Origin of the sequence: Collinsella aerofaciens (genome assembly GCF_019131995.1) — a bacterium.
GTDB classification, from domain to species: Bacteria; Actinomycetota; Coriobacteriia; order Coriobacteriales; family Coriobacteriaceae; genus Collinsella; species Collinsella aerofaciens_S.
On record NZ_JAHONA010000004.1, the window covers coordinates 98,893 to 119,497 of the forward strand.

Here is a 20,605-nt window from a genome sequence, read left to right on the forward strand (position 1 = left end):
GTCCCTTTTTGGCAGGTTAGATGGTGAACTCGGCGAAGTTGCGGTCTTCGCTTGCGGTGTCGGTGTTGTCCGTTACGGCTGCCGGCGCCAGCGCGTCGCCACCGACGCTTTGCAGCAACTCGGCCACGTTAGCATCGGGGTTTTGGCATAGGATGTCGAGCAGCTCGATAAAGTCACGAATGACTTCACGCGGCGTTAAGTGCGTATCGGCTCCCACGCGGCCAAACTCAATCTTGAGGAAGTCCACCAAGTCGTTTTCGGTAAGCGAGGGCGTCCAGCCAAAGTAGCCGGCATGGATCTGCATGAGTTTTTCGATCAGCACCAGCAGTTCCTCATAGGTGAGTGGCTGTAGGCGGATGATGGGCGCGAGCATGTCCTTAAGGTCCTCGCGCGCAAAGCGGCCCTGAGCGAGTCGGCTGCGCAGAGCCTCGTAGGAGAACACGCCGCGGCGGCGGTCTTCGATGGAGGTTGGCGTGCCGCCCATAATCATGCCCAGGTACTGCGCTTTGCCCTGAAGCGTGTCGTTGTACATGGTCAGGATTTTCTCGTAGTTGTACTGGCGCGTGATAGCGTTGGGAATCTTATACAGATTCACGAGCTCGTCGATGAGCACCAGCATGCCCTTGTAGCCGCTGCAAACCAAAAAACGAGCGATGAGTTTGACGTAGTCGTACCAGTCGTCATCGCTGATGATGGTTGAGGAGCCCAGCTCGGCGCGTGCCTCACTCTTGGTGCGGTACTCGCCGCGAATCCATTTGGTCACGCGGCTCATAGCTTCTTCGTCGCCCTCGGATACGGCCGCGCGGTAGCGGCGGAGCATACGGGAGAAGTCGAAGCCGTGGACCATTTCCTCGAGCGGGGCCAGTTGGGCATTGACGGCAGACTCATCGGCATCGGCACACGAGGCGACCCAGCGATCCAGGATAAGGTTGAGTGCACCGCCCTCGGGGCGCGTTTTAGTCGATATGTTGCGGATGAGCTCACGGTAGGTGGCAAGGCCCTGTCCCTGGCCGCCCTGCAGGCGGCGCTCAGGGGATAGGTCGGCATCGGCGACGACGAATCCCTCGCCCATGGCGTGCGTGCGGATGGTCTGGAGCAAAAAGCTCTTGCCGGCTCCGTAGCGACCGACTAAAAAGCGGAAGCTCGCGCCGCCATCGGCGATGAGACTCAAATCGGTGAGCAGGGCGCGAATCTCGACCTCGCGTCCCACGGTGATATAGGGAAGGCCGATGCGCGGGACCACGCCGCCCTTGAGCGAGTTAAGGATAACGGCAGCGACGCGTTTGGGTACACGGGGCGCTGCGGATGCGGTATCACTCATGGTCTAGGTATCCTCTCACGTCTGCTTCGTAGTCCTCGATAATCTGCGGCCCTGCCGCGCTAAATTCAATTACGGTGTCGCCCACTAGGTCAAAGAGCGCCTCGTTGATGCTGTCGACGAGCATGTCCTCGCTCTGCCCCGATTGCACTACCGCCGATTCCGCCTGTACTGCGTTGTGCTCGAGCAGCGCGCGGAGATAGGCGTCTGCGGCAGGCGTGAGTTCGTTCGTGGCGTCAGCGGGCGCAACAGCTGCGAACGCGGGCGTCGGCGCGAGAAGCGGTGCCACGACACCAAACTGTTCGGTGGATATGGTTGGCTCGTCGGTCTCGTCCTGCCGAATGGGTGCCGCGACCGCCTCGACAATCGCGTCGGCTACGGGCTCGGCTTCCGGTTGCCCTGAGTCCGCTGCCTCGGCTTCCACAGGTGCGCCGTCCTCGCGCTCTTCGTCGATTAAAAGTGCTTCGCGCGTTTGCGCAGCGGCGCTCCGAATGTGCCCCAGCTGAGTCAGGTCGATATCGATCTTGACGGGCTGGTGTGCGGCGTCCCACGAAAGCCATGCCACAATCTCGTCATCGATAATCTTGGCCAGATATTTGGGGACCTTTTCTTCCTTAAGGGGATGGGCGGGGTCCAGCGCCAGGCGCAGGCGTTGGTCGCAGGCGCGCATCATTTCACCGAGCTTGCTGCTCTTTTGCCTACTACCATGGATACGCATACATTCCCAAAAGCCGTTTTGGCAACGGTAGATATGGATGGGATCCAGGCGGTATTCGCAGTTCTCGTGGCGCTCGGGCGCAAAGAATACGGCCGAGGCAAACATGGTGTAGGGCATGGCCGTCTCCTCCCCAAACAAGCTCGCTACGATGCCGGTCTTTCGATGCGTGTCATAGTAGCGCGCCATGCGGACATACGCGGCGCATGCCACGTGGCGCAGATCGCGGTGGTGGCTGCGGTCGAGCCGCGAGTTACTTAGGTTGTACGTGGAGAGGGCGTTGATGGCGGCCATGAGTCGCTCCTCGCGCACCTCATCGGGCGGAAGGGGGAGCGTGGGCTCGGAGGTTTTGCGACGTTTGGGGGTCTGGTCGGACGGTGCCGGTGCCGGTACAAGGTCTCGTGCCGCGCGCCGCAGCTCGATAAGGGCGTTATCGAACATGACGGTTTTAGAGTCGCGGAGCAGCTTGGGGTCGAGCCCATGGAATACGGCGTAATCCTGCAACCACACGCGTGCAAACCGATCAATGCCGGGCTCGAAGGCGCGATAGACATCCCAAAAGGCCTTGATCTTGTTAAAACCGTCGAGCGGGTCATCTACGCCAATGCCGCAAATCAGCTCATAGAGATACAGAAAGGCAAAGGACGTAGACGTTTCCTCGACGGTTCCGCGGCGCACTTGGGCACGCCAGGTAAAGTAGCCGCGCAGCTGCCGGTCGCTCATGGCGTTGTAGGTGGGAAAGTACGACTTAAAGGTGCCGTTGTAGGGACAGTCGTCCTCAAAGTCGGCCATCAGCAGGCCCTGGCGGTAAAAAAGCTCGGCTTCCGAAAGCCAGCGGCCCGCACCGCCCTTGGGGTCATCCTGCCAGCGCGATATCTCGCGCATTTTACGGTACTGGTCGGGGAGGAAATTCTGCATCTGTCGGCCGGTTTTGAGAATCGGCTCGTCTGCGTAGATTTCGTTTGAGAAGCGGGTGGACTGATGGGTCCGGGCCTCGGCCATAATGCGCTCGATGAGCATCTTGATGTCCTGGTCGGCCACCGCTTCTCCTCTCCTAACGCAGCTACGGTGACCTCATATCATAGCACAGCATCAAACAGATGTTCGAGATACCGCTGCGTTGATAGATTTAGAACAGGAGGGCGTAGATGACGGCGATGACGACGGAGGGGGGCATATTGGCCGTGCGGAAGGTCTGAGGACGGATGAGGTTGACGCCGACGCAGAAGATGAGCATGGAGCCTACGAGCGAAAGGCTGTCGAGGGCTGCCGTGGTCATGATGGGGGAGAGCGCGCCGGCAAACAACGTGATCGTCCCCTGGAACACGGCGACGGGCAGGGCGGAGAAAATGCAGCCGCGGCCAAGCGACGCCGTCATGGTGCAGACGATGATGCAGTCCAATGCGCCTTTCAAGGCAAGCGTTGACCAGTCACCGAGCAGACCGTCCTGGATCGATCCCACGATAGCCATGGCACCGATGCAGACGGTCAGCGATGTCGAGACAAAAGCGTTGGTGAACTCGTTATCGCCCTCACTGCCAGTCTTGCGCTTGAGCCATTCGCCAAGGTTCTCGATGGCGGCCTCCAAGTTGATGGCCTCGCCGATGAGCGAACCGAGCGCAAATGAGACGATGAGCATGGTGGTACCGGTGGTCGCTAGCGCCTTTCCATCGATGATGAGCATCTTTTGCATGGTGCCGCCCAGGCCGATAAACAGGACGCACAGCCCCGATGCTTTCATGAGCGTGTCTTGGATGCGCGGTGTAATGAAGCGGCCGCCCGCTAATCCCAAAAGACCGCCCGCAACTAAAAGCACAACGTTGATGATTGTTCCCAAGCCCGGCATGAGCCCTCCTGTATTGATGCCAACGTGGCAATCGTAGCAGAACGAAATGCGAGGCACATCGCGACTCATCTAATACGTTATATAAGTGGTGTTAGGAATGATGCGCAGCATTTAAGCCTCAGGTGGTTGTCGGGACATAGGGATAGTATTCAAAGCGCAGTGTCATAAGCCGCTGCGGGAATTCAATAGCCGCGGCGATGATATTGGCATCGCGGGCACGATCAAACCCTTCGAGTTCGATCTGATACGAGACGTCTTGCATAATGTCCAGACGCCGCCAGGCTAGGAGTGTGTCGCCATCGAATTCCAAGGTCTTGCCTCCATCTGGAGCAACGGCGTATAGACGCAGCTTGGCGGTGGTTGCAGGGTCGACAACCGTGACCTTTTTAATTTCGTTTCGAGTATTCTTGGCGCCCAACAAGGTGAGCAGTGTTGGGGCCACGACCTCGCCCGATGGCAAAAAGACGACTTCGATGGATTCGGGAAATGCGATGATGGCCGACTTGCGGACGGGTTGATTGGCGGCGGCAACTTCGATGTTCGCAGCGTCGATGACCTCTGTGTGGTCGAGCGCGGTAAGCACGCAGCAGTTACCTTCATCGATCTCTTGAGGATCAGCAAGCCCCAGACTGTCCGCGAGTTCGGAATCGTTTGGATCGGTAGCGGGTTCATTCGGTGCTTCGAGAGAAGCTGGGACGCTGTTTGTCGGCGACGGCGTGTCGCCCGCACCTGCTTCTTTGTCCGCGCTCTCTTCTTGTATGGTTGCGTTGATGGGTTCGTCGTTTGGGGGGAGCGTCTTGGCGTCAAACGCGGAGGGGAGAATTCCGATAGCTCCGGATCCGTTCCACTCCATTTCGAGAAGCGCCGGGTCGGCAAGAATGCGTTGCCTGCTTTGCGCGTGGGAATCGATCGCAATAGGGCCTGCCTCCGTCCCGCGCGTAAGGCTGAGCGATCCGGCCGGCTTCTCGAAATGAATGTCTGTGTCTTCGGTACTGGCGGCGTAGAACAGCAGGGATGCTTCTCCCGCCGCGATGGCGTCGGTGCCCGCCTTGGTCAGCCGCAGCGATGCCGTGAATGAGAGGGTGGGCTGCACATCGTCTGCATTCGCGGCGGCGCAGCCCAGACATATACCGCCTCCTTTCTCGAAAAACGCACCGTCGAAGGCGACCTTCGCTCCGTTCGCCGAGTCATCGACCGAAGCGATATCGATGCGCAACCCCAAATCGCACGGATCGCCATCTGCATCGAGCACAATCGAGCGCCACGTGCAGACGGCGCACCCCGCCTGGGAGCCGTTTGCCTTGTTCGAACGATTGATATCCACGACTATCGAGCCGTCCGTATTACGACGAAGGCATCCCGAGGTTGAGATTGCGGCCTGTGCGAACGAAAAACGCTTGCACGCAATGGCGCTCGACGGATTTGGTGCGGAGCTTAGGGCTGCTGGTAAGGAGTCTGCCATGACGGGAGTCGCCCAAGCGGCGACAGGCGTTCCGGTTGCGAGCGCGCCGCAGAGTGCGACGACGGGCAAAAGGTTCTTCGATGCCATGGGGTCTCCTTAGCTAATTTAGTGCGGCCTGTCCGTGTTTCGTTTCTGGCTGCGTTTGATGTGCAGACCGAGGCCGGCGGTTCCCGCGCCTGCTGCCGTGGCGCCTGCTGCCAAGAGCCATCGTCTGTCGTCTGTCTGTGCCAACGGTTCCTTGCAGTTGCCGCGGTCGAGCTCCGAGAGGTCGACCGTCACTTGCGTGGCGGCCTGCGCCTGTTCTTGCTGGGCAAAGGCCATGGCTGGCCCAAACGATAGGATACTGACGGCGGCGGCCAGGGCGACGGCCTTATGCCGTGTGCGCACCGGGCTCGACCGTCCAGGTGATCGTTGCAACCTGATCGCCTTCGCCGGTTACGCGGAAGATGTCGCGCGTGACGCGGGCGACGTTTCCGCTTGTCTTGAGCTTAATTTTGTCCGTGCCGCCGGCAATGCCCTGGTAGCCCATGTCGAAGGCTGCATTCTTGGAAAGATCGAGGCCCGTCTCCTGCATTGCGGCGCTGGCGTTCTGGAGTGCGCCGTCGGGGCCGACCTTAAAGTCGATGGAATTCTGCGCGGTTCCGGCCTTGGCGTCGGCGGCAATGGTCCAGGTGTTCATGGCGTCGATCTTCATGTTGGTGACATGGATGCCGTAGGCTGAATGATTGTCGATGGTGGTCGCGTCTTCTGAGGGGCCCTGAAGCGTGCCGTCGGCCTTGGCGACGAAGGGAATAACCGTCGGAACTTTGAACTCTACGTTGTCGATCTCGGTCCTGACCATTACTTTCGTGGTTCCAACGCGCCCGGCTGCCAGAGCTGGCGTCGGGGCGGCGCCCATTGCGAGCGCGAGCGCGAGCCCTGCGCCCACGACGAGCGCTCTGGCTCCGTTCATGTTCCTGGTGATGTCCATGGTCGTTCCTTTCTATTCGCCGCGGGCCGTCCCCGCGATGATTGGACGAATGCTGGTGAATTGCGTGCGGTGCCGCGTCGGCCGAAAAAGCTAGTTCTCGGCTTGCTCAACCCGTACCCTGACACGTGTCGGATTGCCGTGGCTGTCGAGGGTCTTGGCATCGAGTGCCTGGATTTCGATGTATGCCTCGCCTTCTTTGATGTCGCCGGCGGGGCACGTCTCGATTGTCTTGCCGGTCTCGACCACACCGGATTCGTACATGGTCTCGTCGTTTTGGATGACGCGGAATCGCTGGGGAAATTTATTGTCTTGGACGTTTTGCACGTTGACGCGCAGCTTGCCGTCCTCCTGTAGCTGAGCGACCGGCGCGACCGAAATCGTCATCATGTTGTCGCGGACGATGGCATCGAGCTCATCTTGGATTTCTTGTCGCGATTTACCCTCTGCCGTCGTGACTGAGGCGCCCGCTTCGGGCACGGGCTGCGACTGCCAGGCGTATAGCCCTACGGCGATGAGGGCGCAGACGATAGCCAGACAGACAACGACGAGTTTCTTGCGACGCCCCAGTCCTGCGAGGCGGGGCGGCTTCTTCGCACTCATGCGGCGTCCTTGGTGGTGTAGACACGTGCGAACGTGGACGGGTCCGCTCCAAAGAGCATGTGAAGCATCAGGCGGCGCGAGTAGATGAGCTCGTCAAAGTCGTGAGGGAGCTCGATGTCGTGGATACGCGCGATGTGGTGGGCGAGCGCCGAGAACGACTCGGGGTCGCAGATAACATCGGTGGTGACGTGGTAGACCGCCGTATCGGGGAACGCCTCTTCGTCGAAAGGCAGGAGATAGGGATCGTCGTCGACCTCGATGGCGACGCCGTACTGGGGCCAGTAATATGCCATGGGAACCTCCCTGCTTCTGGGGCCAAAACTTCTATCGGTTTTGGCTGTCGACGCCGACCGTATCAGCCGCTACTTGACCAATTTCTGACCAAATGCTTGACGGATTGACATCTCCGCAGGTAAAAGGTGGAAAAAATTACTTCAACTTTTTTCGAGCGACAATCGAGCGGTCGGCGACGGCGGGGCGATATGTGTCAAAAGCATCGTCTGCCGAGGAAGCCTTGCCGTTCGCCGAATTGCACAAACGTAAAAATCGCCAATTATGGAGACGGTCTCGAACACGTCGACGAAACGATGCGGTAACATCTCCCTGCAAACACTGTAGTTAGCTAAAGGGGGAGTTCGCGTGTCTGCAACCATTAAACCCTTCACCGATGAGTTCGAAGAGTATGGCCGCGATGAATCTCGTGCATCGGGCGAAGCATCGAGCATCTCGTTTCCGACAACGGAAGACGAGGTCCGTGCCATTTTGGAAACGCTCCATGCCGAGCGTGTCCCGGTAACGGTTCAGGGCGCCCGAACCGGCCTTGCCGCCGGTGCCGTGCCCCACGGTGGGCATATCCTCAATACTTCCCGTATGAATCGCTACTTGGGCCTTCGCCGCGATGAACAAGGCCAATTTCTGCTGCGCGTGGAGCCGGGCGTTGTGCTCTCGGAGCTGCGTAAGCAGCTGAGCAAGAAGGTACTGCCGACCGCTGGTTGGGACCAGGCATCGCTTGAGGCCTACGAGGAGTTCCAAGAGTCCCCCGAGCAGTTCTTTCCCACCGATCCCACCGAGGCATCTGCCTGTCTGGGTGGCATGGCGGCATGCAACGCCTCCGGCGCCCGCAGCTACGCTTACGGCCCCATGCGCCCGCATATCACGGGACTCCACGTCGCGCTGGCTGATGGCGATTTGCTTGAGCTTCAGCGCGGCGAGGCTTTTGCCCAGGGCCGCCACCTGTCGCTCGTGACGGCAGAGGGCCGTACGCTCGAGCTCGATCTTCCCGGCTATACCATGCCCGAGACAAAAAATGCCTCAGGCTATTTCGTTGCGGACGATATGGACGCCATCGACCTCTTTATCGGCGCGTGCGGCACGCTCGGCGTTATCACCGAGCTCGAGATTGCCCTGCAGGCGGCGCCTGCGGTCGTTTGGGGTGTGAGTTGCTTTTTCGATAGCGAGGACAAGGCGGTGTCCTTTACCGATTCCGTGCGCCCTGTCCTGTCCCATGCGGCTGCCATCGAGTACTTCGATGCTGGCGCCCTGGATATTCTACGTCGCCAGCGCGAGCAGTCGACGGCGTTTGCCTCGCTGCCGGCGCTCGACAAAGAGGCCAAGGTATGTGTCTACGTGGAGCTCGACTGCGATGACGAGGCGCAGGCGACCGAGGAGCTGTACCACCTGGGATGGGTGCTGGAGCTTGCGGGCGGCCGCGACGATGCGACATGGGTCGCCCGCACCGAAGTCGATCGCGAGTGCCAGCGGTTCTTCCGCCACGCGGTGCCCGAGAGCGTCAACATGCTCATTGACGAGCGTCGCCGCACCGACCCCACCATTACCAAGCTGGGATCGGATATGTCGGTGCCCAATGCACGCCTTGCCGATGTCGTGGCCCTCTATCGCCGCACGCTGGCCGAAAGCGGGCTTGAATCTGCTGCCTGGGGACACATCGGGAACAACCATCTGCATGTGAACATTCTGCCGCGTGATGCGCAAGACTACCGTCGTGGTGGAGAGCTCTTTGCCCAGTGGGCTTCCGAGGTCACGGCCATGGGCGGTGCCGTTTCTGCCGAACACGGCGTCGGCAAGATCAAGGCGGGCTTCTTGGAGACGATGTACGGCTACGAGGCCATGGTCGAGTCGGCGCGTCTCAAACTCCAGCTCGATCCTGCCGGCCAGCTGGGTCGCGGCAACCTGTTTACGGAGAAGCTCTTGGATGAACTCGTCCAGAAAGGGGGCGCGTGAAGATGAGTGATTTCCATATGGTGGTGTGCGTCAAGGCGGTGCCCGGAAGCACCGAGGTCAAGATGGACCCCAAGACCAATACTATCGTGCGTGATGGCAAGCAGGCGGTCATTAATCCCTTCGATGCAAGTGCCCTCGAATGTGCGCTAGCGCTGAAGGACGACTTTATCGGCTTTGGCATGGACGTGCGTGTGACGGTGGTGTCGATGGGCATCCCCGCGACCGAATCGCTGCTGCGCGACTGCATCGCCCGCGGTGCCGACGACGCGCTGCTGCTGACCGACCGAGCCTTTGCGGGCGCCGATACCCTAGCCACCACCTATGCCCTCAAATGCGGCATCGAGGCACTCGATGAGGACTTTGACCTGCTCATCTGCGGCAAGATGGCAGTGGACGGCGATACGGCCCAGATCGGCCCCGAGCTGGCCGGCGCCTTTGGGGTCCCCTGCGTGACCGACGTGAGCTGTGTGCAGAGCGCGGGATTTACGACGTGTGGCTCGCTGGCGCTCGTCCACGGCTGCGATGCCGGCGAGGAGACGGTGTACCTGGAGATGCCGTGCGCGATGACGACCGCCAAGGAGATTGGCCAGCTGCGCATGCCGAGTATTGCCGGTATTCGCGCGGCCGAGGATGCAGACGTGCGCGTGGCCAGCGCTGCCGACGTAAACGCCGATCCTTCGCGTTGCGGCCTTGCCGGATCACCGACGCAGGTCGTGCGCTCGTTTGTGCCCGACCGTGACCAAACGTGCGAGGCCGTTGAGGGAACGGCGTCCGAGCAGGCGGTAAAACTTGCCAAGATTATCGAGGGGATGGCATAGATGAGCGGGCTGATTATCGATAGCGAAGCCTGCATCGGCTGTGGTCGCTGCGTTCGCGCCTGCGCCTCGGGCGGCATTGTGGTGGAGGGCGAGCGCCCCAATCGCTGTGCCCGCGTAACCGACGGCTGTATCCTGTGCGGCGGGTGCGTCGACGCCTGCCCCGTCAACGCCATCTCGATTGAGCGCGACGAGGCCGCCGGCGCGGCAGACCTTGACGCATATCGAGACATCTGGATCTTCGTGCAGACTGACGAGCACGATGCCGTTGCATCCGTGGCCTTCGAGCTCATGGGCAGGGGGCGCGAGCTTGCCGATGCCCGCGGCTGCCGTCTGGTGGCACTGGTCGGCATGAGCCCCGAGGGCTCACTCGGGGACCTGGAGCATCTGATTTGCGCCGGTGCGGACGAAGTTCTGGTCTGTCGTGACGAGCGCCTGCGTCAGAACGACGCGGAGGTCTACGCCCGCTTGATCTGCGATTTGGTAGCCGAGCGCAAGCCCGAGGCCATTCTGTACGGCGCGACCGCCTTTGGTCGCGAGCTGGCGCCCGGTGTGGCCGTGCGCTTGCAGACGGGCCTTACGGCCGATTGCACGGTGCTTTCGATGGATACGGAGACGGGTCTGCTGCAGCAGACGCGCCCGGCGTTTGGCGGCAACCTGATGGCCACCATTATCTGCCCCAACCACCGTCCTCAGATGGCAACGGTGCGCCCCGGCATCTTTAAGGCGCCCGAGTTTGACTATAGTCGCTCCGGCACGATTGCCCAGGTAGTGCTAGCGGATGACGTTAAGGCCCGTGTCGAGATCTCGATTCCCGCCGAGGAGTGGGGACAGCAGGCCTCAATTGCCGATGCCGAGCGTCTAGTCGTGGTGGGCCGCGGCATCGGCTCCAAGAAAAACCTACCGCTGATGCGAAAGCTTGCCGAGGCTCTGGGTGCCGAGCTTGGCTGCACGCGCCCCGTGGTGGAGGCCGGCTGGCTGGAGTATCGCCACCAAATTGGCCAGACGGGTGTATCGGTCTCGCCCAAGCTCCTCGTGAGCATCGGTGTCTCGGGCGCTATCCAGCATCTCGCCGGCATCGGTGGGGCGGAGTGCATTGTCGCCATCAATGAGGACCCGGATGCCCCCATCTTTGGTGCCGCCCAGTACAAGGTTGTTGGGGACGCCGTCGAGGTCGTCGAGGAGCTGCTGGCCCAGCTTGAGCGCTAGGCGCGCGTCAGCCAGTCGCGCATCTCGTCCTTTAGGCGGCTCCAGGTTGCCTGCGTGGCGGGGTCGGTAAAGGGCCGCGTAATGCCAAAGGGCGCGTCGAGCAGGCGGTGGATATCGCCCTGTTCGCGCGCCAGCGCGCGGCTCGCTGGATAGACGAGCTCAAACATAAAGCAGATGAGTCCCACCAAGTAGTCTGCGGGCTCGTCGCGTTCATCGCGTGCGACGCAACGGTGCTCGTCAAAGGCGGCAAGCGTCGGTGCCGAGAAGCGACTGGCTAGAAACGCGTCCTCATCCACCTTGAGGATGGTGTCGACGGTGCTGTCGGCGATGGTGCGCATAATGTCGATCTTGTCACCATCGCGCACGATATCGCAGAAGCTTCGCGTGCGCACGTCGAGCTGCGCGGGTAGACGGAAATCGCTGTGATAGGCAATGCTCGCTCGGATGAGCTCATCTTCTGCCGGGTCATCGATAAAGTCGCGGATGCTTGTTACGGCGGGTGCATCGGCGGGATTCTCGCCAAAGAGGACCTCGATGCCCAGCGCCGCATGGCCCATGCTCTCGGCGTCCTTAAAGGTGTCCCAGCGTCGCAGCTGCTCAAAGCGGCCCATATCGTGTAGCAGGCCGCAAAGCCATGCCAGGTCAATATCTTCTGACGACCAGCCCTGCTCGCGCGCTACGGCATCGCATGCCTCGGCCACGTGGTACGTATGCTCGATTTTGAGCGCGATGCGTGGGTTGGTGGCGTCGTAGGCATCGGTGTAGCTTTTGAAGGCCGCGCGCGCCCGGTCTCGATCGATAGCTGTCATAATGACTTCCTAAAAAGTTGTGTCTTTCGATCCGGTGGCAATTGTAGGTGAACTCGGTTGCTGTCGGATGATGATTCTGCCGTGTCGCTACATGCGGCTCGGAGACTTTATCAGGATGAGAAGCGTATGGTGCTCAAAATCGTTAGAACCGTCTGGCCAGTGATGCTTACCTATGTTGCAATAGGCGCGCCGTGCGGAATGATCATGGGGCAGACGGGAATGGAACCCTGGATGGTCTTTGCTCTGAGCAGCACGTTCGTGACGGGCAGCGGGCAGTTTATGATCTGCAATCTGTGGCTGGCAGGTGTGCCTGCGGCGTCGATCGTCGCGAGCGTCGCCGCAATCTCCTCGCGCTTTGCGCTTTACTCGGCATCGATCGCTCCGCATCTGACGGGTGCCTCGAAGCGTCAGACGCTGGCTGTTGCCGCGACGCTTACCGAGGAGGCATACGGCATCTCGCTTGCCAAGCTGGTTGAGGGGGAGGATTGGGGCCCGCGCGAATCCTTCGTGCTCAACGTGATCCTCATCGCGACATGGGGCGCTTCGTGCACGATGGGTGCCATCGTCGGTGCCGTTGTCGATGTTCCCACCGCTATTGCGAGTTTTGTCTGCACGTCGCTCTTTATCTGTCTACTCTTTTCGCAGCGGCTGTCGCGCGGCAACGTTGTCGCGGCGGTTTCGGGCGCGGTGTCCGTCGCCGTATGCAAGTTCTTGGGCCTCGCGAATATTGCCGTGCCGGCAAGCGTCGTGGTCGGCATTGCCATTGCGCTGGCGTGCGATGCTGTATTAGACGGAAGAGGTGCCCGCGATGCCCGTTAACGAGTTCTTGGTTCTGTGGCTGTCGTCGTGGGCTGCTATCGCGTTCTTTCGCATCGCGCCGGCGTTTGCCTTGCGCGGGAGAACGCTGTCGCCCCGCATTACCGAGGCCCTGGGTTATATCCCGCCCGCTGCCTTTGCCGCGCTGGTCGCCAACGACTTGGTGAGCCCCGGGGCGTTCGACGCGGGGCTCTGGCCTGCCTTGGTTCCCTGGATTGCGGCTGCCGGCGTCGTGGTGGTGGCAATCAGGACAAAGTCGATGTTGTGGTGCTGTGTTTCGGGCATCGTGCTCTATATCGTTTTGAGCCTCGTATAAGAGCGGGACACGTTTAGCATCCCGGCCAACGAATCCAATTTTTCACCGAGCTGGTCTATTTCTTCTGGTACCATGGTCAAACTTTACTGTAGCAAAGCGTGACGTGGGCTTTTGTATCCCGTCAGCGGAAATGGGGGTTTCATGGCACAGGAAGCAACCACCAACGAGCAAAAGAAATTCAAGGTCCCGCGCATCCCGGGCGACATCATGATTTATCCGATGATCGTCGGCCTTTTGCTCAACACCTTCTGCCCGCAGGTTTTTGAGATCGGCGGATTCTTTACGGCTGCCTGCCGCGGTGGCTCTAATACCATCGTCGCCGCGATCCTGCTGTTTGTGGGCGCCGGCATCAGCTTTAAGTCCACGCCGGGCGCTATCAAGACCGGCATCGTCGTGCTGATTCCCAAGCTGGTCGTCGCAGCGGCTCTCGGCCTGGGCGTGGCATATTGCTTTAACGACAACTTCCTGGGTCTGAGCTCCGTGTCTATCATCGGCGGCATCACGTTTTGCAACATGGCGCTCTATACGGGCATCATGGGCGAGTTCGGTGATGAGTCTGAGCAGGGCGCCGTCGGTATCCTGTTCTTTACGGCCGGCCCCGCCGTCACGATGATCATCCTCGGTGTTTCCGGCCTCGCCAACATTCCCATTGGCACCATTGTCGGCTCCATCTTGCCACTCGTTATCGGCATGGTTCTGGGCAACCTGTTCCCGTTTATCAAGAACCTGCTGGTTCCCGGTGCCAATCCCGCGATTGCCGTCATCGGATTTCAGCTCGGTGCGTCCATGAGCCTGTCGAGCTTTATCACCGGCGGTATTTCCGGCATCTTGCTGGGCCTTGTCACGCTGTTTGTCGTCGGTCCCATCACCTTTGCGTTCGAGCGTCTGTGCGGCGGCAATGGCAAGGCCGCTGTGGCTTGCTCCACCATTGCCGGCACGGCTATGACCACACCGGTTGCCCTCGCCGAGGTCGCACCGCGTTACGCCGAGCTTGCGCCCACCGCGTACGCTCAGATCGCCACCGCCGTTATCATCACGGCGATCATGGCTCCGATTCTGACTGGCTGGGTCGACAAGAAGTTCTGCCAAGGCAAGGAGGATCTGTCGCCTGTCGGTGTCGAGGCCATCGAGGAGGCCGTCGCGACCGACATCGATGGCGAGTAGCAATCGATACCCATCAATGATTCCGGCGTGCAACTCGCGCCGTTTGAGCGCCCGAACGAGAGCTGTCTTGCAGTGACGTTCGGTCGCTCTGCTATTATTCCCCTTACCCCTGCGGAGTAGGGGGTGTTTGTTGCCCAGATTCGAATTGGGCGATTCTGGCCACTTGGATATTGAAGGGAGGGCGTCTAGTGGTAAAGGCACTCAAGATCGAGATATTCCTGCTATGCATGATTATTCTTATCGGACTTGCCGTACGAAGCCGTCGCTCCCTGTTCTCGAGCACCCAGCAGCTTTTGTTTAGCATGCTGGGCTACACGTCTGCTGCCTACATTTTCTTCGATATGATCTGGACGCTCTCGGACGGCGTGAGCACTCCTGTAGGCATCACGGCCAACTGGATTTCCAACGCGGTTTCGTTTTCGCTGTTCGCCATCGCGTGCCTCATTTGGTTTTTCTATTCCGAGACGATGCAGGGCTCACGGCTCCTGACCACGCCCTATAGGGTGGTACTTTTAACGTTGCCAACCGCATTGGTGGTCGTTCTGGCATTTACCAGCTACTGGACGCACGCTATGTTCTATATCGATGCGCGGGGCGTATATCGTCGCGGAGCGCTTTATATGATTCAGCCTATCGTTAGCTACTGCTACGTCATATATACGTCCTTGCATGCCTTTATTCAGGCTCGAAAAGTCGAAAGCCTGCAAAAGAAGGCCATTTATCGCACCCTCGCCTTTTTTGCGGTTCCCGCTCTGGTGGGCGGTACCTTTCAGATCGTATACTCGGTGCCTGGCCTTTGTGTCGGCATAATGATTAGCATGTTGCTGCTCTATATCATCTGCCAGGAGCAACTGATCTCGACTGACCCGTTGACTGGACTCAACAACCGCAACCGTTTTGAGACCTATATGCTGTCGCTCTTTTCAAATGTGGATCAGGCCGAAGATGTATATCTGCTTATGATGGACGCCGACGGCTTTAAGCAGATTAACGATCGCTATGGGCATGTGGAGGGCGACCACGCTCTTCAGGTCATATCCGCTGCGCTCAAAGAAGTCTGCTCGGCGTCTGGCGGCTTTATCGCACGTTATGGTGGCGATGAGTTCGCGGTGCTCCAAAAGGCAGTGGCGGAACAGGATATCATGCATCTGTGTGCGACAATCAACGATGAGCTCGCGCGCGCCGAGGTTCCGTATCTGTTGCGGATGTCCATCGGCTACGCACGGGTCGGTGATGGCGTCGATACCTGGCAAGACTTGCTTCGTGCTGCCGACGCGGAGCTCTACCGCGTAAAGCGCGAGAAGAAGAAAGCCGGCGCCCAGATACGCTAGAAAAAGGGCGCACGCTGACGGGCGTGGCGGCCCTCGGCTCTCCGATGTACTCCATTAAGCTAAAGCATGTGAACCCCCTCTGCTAAATAGGGGTAGTTCGTTAGACCTTTTTGGGCCTGTTGACGATGATGATGCCGCCGCAGACCAACAGCAGGGCAACAAGTACGGTAACAGGGCTCGTGCCAGCGCCCTCGCCGAGCAGCAGAGCGCTCAACAGTACGCCAAAGACTGGATTCATAAAGCCAAAGACCGACACACGGCTGACGGGGTTGACGGCAAGCAGACGCGACCATAGCGAGTACGCGACGGCGGAAATGAGTGCCATATAGATAATGAGTGCGATGGCGGGGATGATTGCGGTGGGGGAGAGCGCGCCACCCATCAAAAAGCCGATGGCGGTGAGGACCAGGCCGCCGACCAAGAACTGCCACCCGGCAAGCAAGACGCCGTCGTGCTTGCGCGAGAAGATGCCGATCAGGCAGGTCGAAAGAGCACCCGCGACAGTGGAGGCTAGGATAAAGCACTCGCCATCGAGCCTGAAGCCAAAGGTGCCATCTGCGCCCGAGAGGTTGACGAGCGCGACGCCGGCAAAGCCCAGCGCACAGCCAAGCACCTTGGCCGTATTGAGCTTCTCGGTGTGAAAAGCCAGGGCGGCAAAGAGGATTGCGAGGAAGTTGGCGCTGGCCTCGATGATGGAGCTCGACATGGCGCTGGCGCACGAGAGGCCCAGATAGAAAAAGAAGTACTGCCCGATAGTCTGGAAGAGCGACAACGTGAGGATGGGCTTGATGTCGCGCGCTTGCGGAACGAGCGGACGGCGCTGGGCTGCGCTCATGCCAACAATGACCAGCATGCCGGCAAGGGTGAAGCGCAGACCCGCGAAGAGCAGCTGCGAGGCGCTGTCGTGTGCGGGAATGCCAAAGAGGCCGTAGCCGATCTTGATGCAGGGAAAAGCCGATCCCCAGAGCGCGCAGCAGACGAGGCAGCCCAGGATGAGTCCGGGCAGGGTGGCGAGATACGGCTTGCGGCTTTCCATGATGTCCTTCCTGTATGCGCGAAGCAAAAAAGAACCCGCCACCGGATGTGTCGGTGGCGGGTGTTGTTACCCGAGGGGATTGTACCCGATGGGAAAGGTTTAAGCGAAGTAGGCCACGCCGCTCTCAAAGATCGGCATGAACTTATCGCCGGGGACATGCTCGGGCACGTTGCGGTACAGGTTGTCGCCGCGACGCTCGGCATGGCCCATCTTGCCCAGGACGCGGCCGTCGGGGCTCGTGATGCCCTCGATGGCGAGTGCGGAGCCGTTGGGGTTGACGGAGAGATCCATGCTGGGCTTGCCGTTCTCGCCCACGTACTGCGTGGCGACCTGGCCGTTGGCGATCAGCTGGGCGAGCACTTCGTCATTGGCGACAAAGCGGCCCTCGCCGTGGCTGATGGCGACGGTGTAGGGGTCGTCCAGGCTGCACTGCGACAGCCACGGGGACAAGTTGGACGAGATGCGGGTGCGCACCAGACGGCTCTGGTGGCGGCCGATGGTGTTGAACGTCAGCGTGGGCGCATCGGGCGTGGCGTCGACGATGTCACCGTAGGGCACCAGGCCGAGCTTGACCAGAGCCTGGAAGCCGTTGCAGATGCCCAGCATCAGGCCGTCGCGGGCCTTGAGCAGGTCGCGGACTGCCTCGGTGACCTCGGGAGCGCGGAAGAACGCCGTGATGAACTTGGCGGAGCCATCGGGCTCGTCGCCGCCCGAGAAGCCGCCGGGGATCATGACGATCTGGCTCTGGCGAATACGGCGGGCGAGCTCGTGGGTGCTCTCGGCGACGGCCTCGGGCGTGAGGTTGTTGATCACGAAGGTGTCGGCCTCGGCACCGGCGGCACGGAAGGCGCGGGCGCTGTCGTACTCGCAGTTGTTACCGGGGAACACGGGGATGATCACGCGCGGGCGGGCGATCTTGGCGCCGCCGTACACGTGGATATCCTTGGCGCGGAAGTCGATGGTCTCGACCTCGGGGGTCTCGCCGGCGCTGCGGTAGGCGAAGACGCCCTCGATGCCGCTCTCCCAGGCCTCCTGGAGCTTGGCGAGCTCGATGACCTCGGAGCCGGTGTCGATGACATAGCCCTCGACGGTGGTACCCAGGGGCTCGACGACAACGCCGTCGGCGACCTCGGGCAGCTCGGCGTCCTCGGCGAGCTCGACGATAAAGCTGCCGTAGAGCGGGGTGAAGAGGCTCTCTACGTCTACATCCTCGGCAAGCTCGATACCGATCTGGTTACCGACGCACATCTTAAAGAGGCTCTCGGCGCCGCAGCCGTAGCCGGGCGTGGAGATGGCCAGGGCGTTGCCGGTAGCAGTGAGCGCCTCGACGGCGTCAAACGCCGCGAGCAGCTGCTGGGCGTCGGGGCGGTAGTCCTCGCCATAGGTGGCGGGGGCGATGCGGACGACGCGGTGTGTCAGGCCCTTGAACTCAGGGGAGACGGCGCGCGCCGCGCGGCCCACGGCCACGGCGAAGCTGATCAGAGTCGGCGGAACGTTGAGCTCGCCGGCCTCGTCCTCAAACGAGCCGCTCATGGAATCCTTGCCGCCGATGGCACCGGCGCCCAGGTCGACCTGAGCCATGAGGGCACCCAGGACGGCCGCCATGGGCTTGCCCCAGCGCTCGGCCTCGGTGCGCAGGCGCTCGAAGTACTCCTGGAAGGAGAGGTAGGCGCGCTTGTGCTCAAAGCCGGCAGCCACGAGCTTGGCGATGGACTCGACCACGGACAGGTAGGCGCCCGCAAACTGGTCGGCTTCCATCAGGTAGGGGTTGAAGCCCCATGCCATGGCGCTCGCCGTGGTGGTCTCGCCGTCCACGGGGAACTTGGCGACCATGGCCGAGCTCGGGGTGAGCTGCGTCTTGCCGCCAAAGGGCATGAGCACGGTTGCGGCACCGATGGTGGAGTCGAAGCGCTCGGAAAGGCCCTTGTTGGAGGCGACGTTGAGGTCGGTGACAAGCGAGGTCATGCGCTCGGCGAGCGTGGTGCCGGCCCAGCTGGGCTGCCACACGCTACGGGCGCACACGTGGGCGACCTGGTGCTTGGGTGCGCCGTTGGAGTTGAGGAACTCGCGGGACAGGTCGACGATGGCGACGCCGTTCCAGGCCATGCGCATGCGCGGCTCGGCGGTAACCTCGGCGATAACGGTTGCCTCCAGGTTCTCCTCGGCGGCGTAGCCCATGAACTCCTCGACGTCACCGTCGGCGACGGCGCAAGCCATGCGCTCCTGGGACTCGGAAATGGCGAGCTCGGTGCCATCCAGGCCGTCGTACTTCTTGGTCACGGTGTCAAGGTCGACATACAGGCCGTCGGCAAGCTCACCCACGGCGACCGAGACGCCGCCGGCGCCAAAGTCGTTGCAGCGCTTGATCAGACGGCAGGCGTCGCCGCGGCGGAACAGACGCTGCAGCTTGCGCTCGACCGGGGCGTTGCCCTTCTGGACCTCGGCACCCGAGGTCTCGATGGACTCGGTGTTCTGGGTCTTTGAGGAGCCGGTAGCGCCACCGATGCCGTCACGGCCGGTGCGGCCGCCCAGCAGGATGATCTTGTCGGTGGGGGCGGGGCACTCGCGACGAACGTGGTTTGCCGGGGTGGCGCCCACGACGGCGCCAACTTCCATGCGCTTGGCCACGTAACCGGGGTGATAGAGTTCATTAACCTGACCGGTGGCAAGGCCGATCTGGTTGCCGTAGCTGGAGTAGCCGGCGGCAGCGGTGGTTACGAGCTTGCGCTGCGGCAACTTGCCCTCGAGCGTCTCGGAAACCGAGACGGTGGGGTCGCCGGCGCCGGTGACACGCATGGCCTGGTACACGTAGCTGCGGCCCGAGAGCGGGTCGCGGATGGCGCCGCCCACGCAGGTGGCGGCACCGCCGAAGGGCTCGATCTCGGTCGGGTGGTTGTGGGTCTCGTTCTTAAAGAGGAACAGCCAGTCCTGGTCCTCGCCATCGACATCGACCTTCACCTTGACGGTGCAGGCGTTGATCTCCTCGGACTCATCGACATCGGTCATGACTCCGGTCTTCTTAAGGTACTTGGCGCCGATGGTGCCCATGTCCATGAGGCAGACGGGCTTGGCGTCGCGACCGAGCTCGTGGCGCATCTCCATGTAGCGGTCGAAGGCCTGCTGCACCACGGCGTCATCGATCGTCACGTCATCCAGGACGGTGCCGAAGGTGGTGTGACGGCAGTGGTCGGACCAGTAGGTGTCGATCACGCGGATTTCGGTGATGGTGGGGTCGCGGTCCTCATCGCGGAAGTACTGCTGGCAGAAGGCGATGTCCGCCTCGTCCATGGCAAGGCCGCGCTCGGCGATAAAGGCGGCAAGGCCGGCCTCGTCGAGCTCGCGGAAACCGTCGAGCACTTCGACAGGCTGCGGCTCGGGTGTCTCCATGTACAGCGTTTCGGGCAGGTCGAGCGAGGCGATGCGCGCTTCGACGGGGTTCACCACGTAGTGCTTGATGGCTTCGATGGCGGCCTCGTCCAGGGCGCCCAAGATCATATAGACCTTGGCGGAGCGCACGGCAGGGCGCTCGCCCTGGCTGATGAGCTGCACGCACTCGCTGGCGGAGTCGGCGCGCTGGTCAAACTGGCCAGGCAGGAATTCGACGGCAAAGACGGCGTCATCGCTTGCGGGGAGCTCGTCGTAGGTCACATCGACCTGGGGCTCGCTAAAGACGGTCGGCACGCAGGAGCGGAAAAGCTCCTCGTCGATGCCCTCGACGTCGTAGCGGTTGATGATCCTCAGGGCCTCGATGCCCTTGATGCCGAGAATTTCGGTCAGCTCGCCCTTGAGCTGCTGAGCCTCGACGTCGAACCCGGGTTTCTTCTCCACGTAGATACGAGAGACCATTGGTTCCTGCCTTCCTGATCGGTTGGGCGTACGGTACGGTATGCGGCAGCGGTCGGTTTGCGGGGTCTGCCCTGCGGTCGCCTTGAGCCACATGTTTGTAAACCTCACTAT

At 61.2% G+C, this 20,605-nt stretch carries 18 protein-coding genes; 7 read left to right on the top strand and 11 right to left on the bottom strand.

Features of this window, described 5'->3' with window-relative positions; genetic code table 11:
• Positions 1 to 16 precede the first annotated feature (16 nt).
• The 8 genes from KSY82_RS02405 to KSY82_RS02440 form a co-directional block, all read right to left on the bottom strand.
• A complete protein-coding gene (locus tag KSY82_RS02405; protein ID WP_161145013.1) occupies positions 17 to 1,321 on the bottom strand; it encodes an ATP-binding protein in 1,305 nt (434 codons plus the stop codon).
• A complete protein-coding gene (locus KSY82_RS02410; RefSeq protein ID WP_368042022.1) occupies positions 1,314 to 3,074 on the bottom strand; it encodes a TerB N-terminal domain-containing protein in 1,761 nt (586 codons plus the stop codon). Before KSY82_RS02410 ends, KSY82_RS02405 begins: the two co-directional genes overlap by 8 nt.
• Positions 3,075 to 3,162: 88 nt before the next feature.
• On the bottom strand, positions 3,163 to 3,879 hold the full coding sequence (locus KSY82_RS02415; protein WP_217750107.1) for a DUF554 domain-containing protein: 717 nt from the start codon (positions 3,877 to 3,879) through the stop codon (positions 3,163 to 3,165).
• A 118-nt stretch (positions 3,880 to 3,997) separates the two neighbouring features.
• Positions 3,998 to 5,428 carry a hypothetical protein gene (locus KSY82_RS02420; RefSeq protein WP_217750106.1) on the bottom strand — a complete coding sequence of 477 codons (1,431 nt, stop codon included), beginning with the start codon at positions 5,426 to 5,428 and terminating at the stop codon, positions 3,998 to 4,000.
• 18 nt (positions 5,429 to 5,446) lie between these two features.
• On the bottom strand, positions 5,447 to 5,662 hold the full coding sequence (locus KSY82_RS02425) for a hypothetical protein (RefSeq protein WP_147325188.1): 216 nt from the start codon (positions 5,660 to 5,662) through the stop codon (positions 5,447 to 5,449).
• 49 nt (positions 5,663 to 5,711) lie between these two features.
• Positions 5,712 to 6,311 carry a hypothetical protein gene (locus tag KSY82_RS02430; protein WP_089573324.1) on the bottom strand — a complete coding sequence of 200 codons (600 nt, stop codon included), beginning with the start codon at positions 6,309 to 6,311 and terminating at the stop codon, positions 5,712 to 5,714.
• Positions 6,312 to 6,401: 90 nt separating this feature from the next.
• Positions 6,402 to 6,911: a cell division protein FtsQ/DivIB gene (locus KSY82_RS02435; protein ID WP_117803729.1), complete on the bottom strand. Its 510-nt coding sequence runs from the start codon at positions 6,909 to 6,911 to the stop codon at positions 6,402 to 6,404.
• A complete protein-coding gene (locus tag KSY82_RS02440) occupies positions 6,908 to 7,204 on the bottom strand; it encodes a hypothetical protein (RefSeq protein ID WP_089573322.1) in 297 nt (98 codons plus the stop codon). Before KSY82_RS02440 ends, KSY82_RS02435 begins: the two co-directional genes overlap by 4 nt.
• A gap of 346 nt (positions 7,205 to 7,550) precedes the next feature.
• Here KSY82_RS02440 and KSY82_RS10500 point away from each other — a divergent pair, with 346 nt between their 5' ends.
• The 3 genes from KSY82_RS10500 to KSY82_RS02455 are packed head-to-tail and all read left to right on the top strand — an operon-like array spanning position 7,551 to position 11,176.
• Positions 7,551 to 9,152 (top strand): FAD-binding oxidoreductase, encoded by a 1,602-nt coding sequence (locus KSY82_RS10500; protein WP_368042023.1) that lies wholly within the window; start codon positions 7,551 to 7,553, stop codon positions 9,150 to 9,152.
• A gap of 2 nt (positions 9,153 to 9,154) precedes the next feature.
• Positions 9,155 to 9,970: an electron transfer flavoprotein subunit beta/FixA family protein gene (locus KSY82_RS02450; RefSeq protein ID WP_089573320.1), complete on the top strand. Its 816-nt coding sequence runs from the start codon at positions 9,155 to 9,157 to the stop codon at positions 9,968 to 9,970.
• Positions 9,971 to 11,176, top strand: a complete 1,206-nt coding sequence (locus KSY82_RS02455; protein ID WP_217750105.1) for an electron transfer flavoprotein subunit alpha — start codon at positions 9,971 to 9,973, stop codon at positions 11,174 to 11,176.
• On the opposite strand, the gene KSY82_RS02460 is transcribed toward KSY82_RS02455, so the two are convergent.
• Entirely contained in the window at positions 11,173 to 11,985 is an 813-nt protein-coding gene (locus KSY82_RS02460; protein WP_217750104.1) for an HD domain-containing protein, read from the bottom strand. The two genes, KSY82_RS02455 and KSY82_RS02460, sit on opposite strands and share 4 nt — an antisense overlap.
• A 162-nt stretch (positions 11,986 to 12,147) precedes the next feature.
• On the opposite strand from KSY82_RS02460, the gene KSY82_RS02465 reads away from it, so the two are divergent.
• The 4 genes from KSY82_RS02465 (at position 12,148) to KSY82_RS10505 (ending at position 15,612) form a co-directional block, all read left to right on the top strand.
• Complete coding sequence (locus KSY82_RS02465) at positions 12,148 to 12,804, top strand: AzlC family ABC transporter permease (protein ID WP_303246689.1); 657 nt, start codon at positions 12,148 to 12,150, stop codon at positions 12,802 to 12,804.
• Entirely contained in the window at positions 12,794 to 13,117 is a 324-nt protein-coding gene (locus tag KSY82_RS02470) for an AzlD domain-containing protein (protein WP_117582902.1), read from the top strand. Before KSY82_RS02465 ends, KSY82_RS02470 begins: the two co-directional genes overlap by 11 nt.
• Positions 13,118 to 13,258: 141 nt before the next feature.
• On the top strand, positions 13,259 to 14,281 hold the full coding sequence (locus KSY82_RS02475; RefSeq protein WP_217750102.1) for a 2-keto-3-deoxygluconate permease: 1,023 nt from the start codon (positions 13,259 to 13,261) through the stop codon (positions 14,279 to 14,281).
• A gap of 188 nt (positions 14,282 to 14,469) precedes the next feature.
• A complete protein-coding gene (locus tag KSY82_RS10505) occupies positions 14,470 to 15,612 on the top strand; it encodes a GGDEF domain-containing protein (RefSeq protein ID WP_217750101.1) in 1,143 nt (380 codons plus the stop codon).
• Positions 15,613 to 15,712: 100 nt separating this feature from the next.
• On the opposite strand, the gene KSY82_RS02485 is transcribed toward KSY82_RS10505, so the two are convergent.
• Both KSY82_RS02485 and KSY82_RS02490 read right to left on the bottom strand, forming a co-directional pair.
• Positions 15,713 to 16,648, bottom strand: coding sequence for a DMT family transporter (locus KSY82_RS02485; RefSeq protein ID WP_217750100.1), 936 nt, complete (start codon positions 16,646 to 16,648; stop codon positions 15,713 to 15,715).
• A 99-nt stretch (positions 16,649 to 16,747) separates the two neighbouring features.
• Entirely contained in the window at positions 16,748 to 20,494 is a 3,747-nt protein-coding gene (locus KSY82_RS02490; protein ID WP_217750099.1) for a phosphoribosylformylglycinamidine synthase, read from the bottom strand.
• Between the last annotated feature and the right edge of the window lie 111 nt (positions 20,495 to 20,605).

Excerpts from the sequence above, each read along its gene's own strand:
- KSY82_RS02490 (WP_217750099.1), bottom strand. The coding sequence starts at position 20,494 with ATGGTCTCTCGTATCTACGTGGAGAAGAAACCCGGGTTCGACGTCGAG.
- KSY82_RS02465 (WP_303246689.1), top strand. The coding sequence starts at position 12,148 with ATGCTTACCTATGTTGCAATAGGCGCGCCGTGCGGAATGATCATGGGG.
- KSY82_RS02420 (WP_217750106.1), bottom strand. The coding sequence starts at position 5,428 with ATGGCATCGAAGAACCTTTTGCCCGTCGTCGCACTCTGCGGCGCGCTC.
- KSY82_RS02455 (WP_217750105.1), top strand. The coding sequence starts at position 9,971 with ATGAGCGGGCTGATTATCGATAGCGAAGCCTGCATCGGCTGTGGTCGC.
- KSY82_RS02430 (WP_089573324.1), bottom strand. The coding sequence starts at position 6,311 with ATGGACATCACCAGGAACATGAACGGAGCCAGAGCGCTCGTCGTGGGC.
- KSY82_RS02470 (WP_117582902.1), top strand. The coding sequence starts at position 12,794 with ATGCCCGTTAACGAGTTCTTGGTTCTGTGGCTGTCGTCGTGGGCTGCT.
- KSY82_RS02435 (WP_117803729.1), bottom strand. The coding sequence starts at position 6,911 with ATGAGTGCGAAGAAGCCGCCCCGCCTCGCAGGACTGGGGCGTCGCAAG.
- KSY82_RS02475 (WP_217750102.1), top strand. The coding sequence starts at position 13,259 with ATGGCACAGGAAGCAACCACCAACGAGCAAAAGAAATTCAAGGTCCCG.
- KSY82_RS02405 (WP_161145013.1), bottom strand. The coding sequence starts at position 1,321 with ATGAGTGATACCGCATCCGCAGCGCCCCGTGTACCCAAACGCGTCGCT.
- KSY82_RS02415 (WP_217750107.1), bottom strand. The coding sequence starts at position 3,879 with ATGCCGGGCTTGGGAACAATCATCAACGTTGTGCTTTTAGTTGCGGGC.
- KSY82_RS02460 (WP_217750104.1), bottom strand. The coding sequence starts at position 11,985 with ATGACAGCTATCGATCGAGACCGGGCGCGCGCGGCCTTCAAAAGCTAC.
- KSY82_RS02450 (WP_089573320.1), top strand. The coding sequence starts at position 9,155 with ATGAGTGATTTCCATATGGTGGTGTGCGTCAAGGCGGTGCCCGGAAGC.
- KSY82_RS02425 (WP_147325188.1), bottom strand. The coding sequence starts at position 5,662 with ATGGCCTTTGCCCAGCAAGAACAGGCGCAGGCCGCCACGCAAGTGACG.
- KSY82_RS02440 (WP_089573322.1), bottom strand. The coding sequence starts at position 7,204 with ATGGCATATTACTGGCCCCAGTACGGCGTCGCCATCGAGGTCGACGAC.
- KSY82_RS02485 (WP_217750100.1), bottom strand. The coding sequence starts at position 16,648 with ATGGAAAGCCGCAAGCCGTATCTCGCCACCCTGCCCGGACTCATCCTG.